General features: G+C 61.9%; 1 protein-coding gene. It reads left to right on the forward strand.

Translation table 11 applies throughout. The annotated features are described in order from the left end of the window. Positions 1 to 249: 249 nt before the first annotated feature. Complete coding sequence (locus AC1DT3_RS17220; protein ID WP_477466457.1) at positions 250 to 2,529, forward strand: beta strand repeat-containing protein; 2,280 nt, start codon at positions 250 to 252, stop codon at positions 2,527 to 2,529. Positions 2,530 to 2,778: the final 249 nt, after the last annotated feature.

Here is a 2,778-nt window from a genome sequence, read left to right on the forward strand (position 1 = left end):
GGGTTTACGTTTAGTAATTAATTACTCTTCGAGGGTAGTCATGTCTATATTCCTGTAGAATTATCTAACAATTATTTAAATTGAAATGCATGGTTGTCGGGTTGTATTCCGCTAAAATCGAGAATTGTAGTGCGAAAACGCACTCAATACATATAATTGTTACTTGATTACATAATTGAAAAGCATACGCTTCCATCGTCTTCCCTGAACGCGATCGCGGTTCGGGTCAGGACGACGGAGGGGCGCAAAATGGTTTTTTCAATCGCAATGGCTTGCGAAGAGTACTTCGACAACACCGGCGGCGGCGGCATTCGTTACGGCGGCACTGGGACGAGCGGCGAGATCAGCGGCAACCCGACGGGCGGTTCCGGGACTGGATCATCTCATCCCGGCGGGTCGGGTGGGTCCGCCGATTCGGGCGGCGAGGTGATACCGAAGGATCTCTACATCGATTTCGAAATAGTGGGTGACCTGTCTCTGCTCAAAATTCCTGACGAATGGGGCGAGCTCGCCGGATCCGAGATCAGTTACCGCGACGACGGCACTGTAATCGTTCGTGCGATGCCGATCTTTCTGTATATCGGCGATGATCCGAGACTCCGCGAGTATTACGCAAACAATACCATTCATGCCGATCCGATCGACCTGACGGACGCTGATCGCGACGGCGTGCTCGATGTCCAATACACCGAAGACGGAACGCAGATCATCACCGCGGCGCCGATCATTCTGCATTTGGGCGATGACGATCCCATGCCGACGCTGATCTTCCTCGCGGATGAAGTTCGCGTCATCGGTGGCGAGCCGCAGGCCGCAGGCGCCGTCATCTTGGTGAACGACCTCGACGTTCACGATGCCAATGGCGTGGAGATTACGACAGGTGCTGGCCCTGTCGAGGACGTACGGCTGACATTGCTCGTCGACCGACCGGACGGTTCGAGCATCGTCAACGGTGGTTTCACCGCGGGTCGTTTCCAACTGGACTTCGACGGCAGCACCGCGACCAATTCCGTGACCGGCCAGGAATATGTGGCGAGCTTCGACATCTTTTCCGGCGAAGCCGCTCCCGTTCGGATTTCGCTCGGGACATCCCGAGGCGACGTCATCGTCGGCTCCGGCAACCTGTTCGGAGGAGGCGGCAACGATTCCCTCAGCAGCCAGAACAGCGGCGTCAATCTCCTGAATGGCGGCGTCGGCAACGACACCTTGGCGGGTGGCGCTGGTGGCGATGTCCTCATCGGCGGCGAGGGCTTCGATACCGCATCGTACAGCCGGGCGGGTTCCGGTGTGGTGGTGAACCTGGCGACGGAATGGGGTTCAGTCGGCGATGCGGCGGGCGATACCTATAGCGGCATCGAGAATGTGTTCGGCTCGGCCCATGGCGACACGCTCACCGGCAACACGGGCGGCAACGTCCTCTCCGGCGGCGCTGGGAACGATACCCTCGAGGGCGGCGCCGGTGGTGATGTTCTCGCCGGCGGCGAGGGCTTCGACGTGGCGTCATATGTCTGGTCCTACTCGGCCGTCATCGTCAATCTGGCGACAGGATACGGCACTGGCGGCGACGCGGCGGGCGACAGCTACAGCAGCATCGAGAACGTGTTCGGCTCGTTCCTGGACGACCAGCTCACCGGTAACGCGGGCGGCAACGTCCTCGTCGGCGGCATCGGAAACGATACGCTGTCCGGCGGCGCCGGTGGCGACGTGCTCAATGGCGAGGCGGGTTTCGACACCGCGTCCTACGCGCGTGCAAATGCCGGCGTCGCCGTCAATCTGGCGACGGGTAGCGGCTCGGCAGGTGAAGCGGCCGGGGACACGCTCACCAGCATCGAGAACGTGTTCGGTTCAGCCTTCGACGACACCCTGTTCGGCGATTCACGGGGCAATGTGCTCTCCGGCGGTGCGGGCAACGACACGCTCGCTGGCGGCGCCGGTGGCGATGTGCTCGCCGGCGAGGCTGGTTTCGATACGGCGTCCTATACGCAAGCGGGCTCCGGCGTCGCCGTGAATTTGGCGACAGGGAGCGGCACGTTGGGCGATGCGACGGGCGACAGCCTCAGCGGTATCGAGAACGTCTTCGGGTCGGCGTTCGACGATCAGTTGACCGGTGACGCGGGCGGCAACGTGCTGTCCGGTGGAGGCGGAGGCGACAGGCTTGCCGGTGGGTTCGGCAACGACCTGCTCATCGGCGAGGGTGGCAGCGACATGTTCGTGTTCAACTCAACATTGAACGCGAGCGGCAATGTCGATCAGATCGCTGACTTCTCCGCGGGAGACAATATTCTGCTCTCGGGTCGGATCTTCAGCTCCCTCACGACGGGCTCTCTGAGCGCCTCGGCGTTCAAGCTGGGGGCGTCCGCCGGCACAGCCGGCGAGCGGATCCTCTACAACAAGGCCACGGGCGATCTGTCGTTCGATGGTGACGGTGCCGGCGGGCTCGCGGCAATCACGTTCGCCAAAGTCGCAGCCAACACCGAGCTCGGCGCWCAGCACTTCCAGGTGCTTGCGGCAACGGACTTCTGGGCCTGACGCGAGCGTCCGTTCCGGATCGCACTCGTCAAAGGGCGTCGCACGGTGTGCGGCGCCCCTTTTTTCACGAGATGCCATATTGTTCGCGAGGGCCGTCGCACACGGCCGGTCGACAGGATGCGCAATCGCTACGCGGCCGCGTCCGCCAGCGCGATGTCGGCGCTCGTCGCTTCCGTCAGCGGTAAGTGGACGAGGACGATCGTGCCGACGCCTTCCTGGCTCTTGATGCGCAACGAACCGCCGTGGAGC

Source organism: Microvirga sp. P4_G7 (assembly GCF_056401005.1).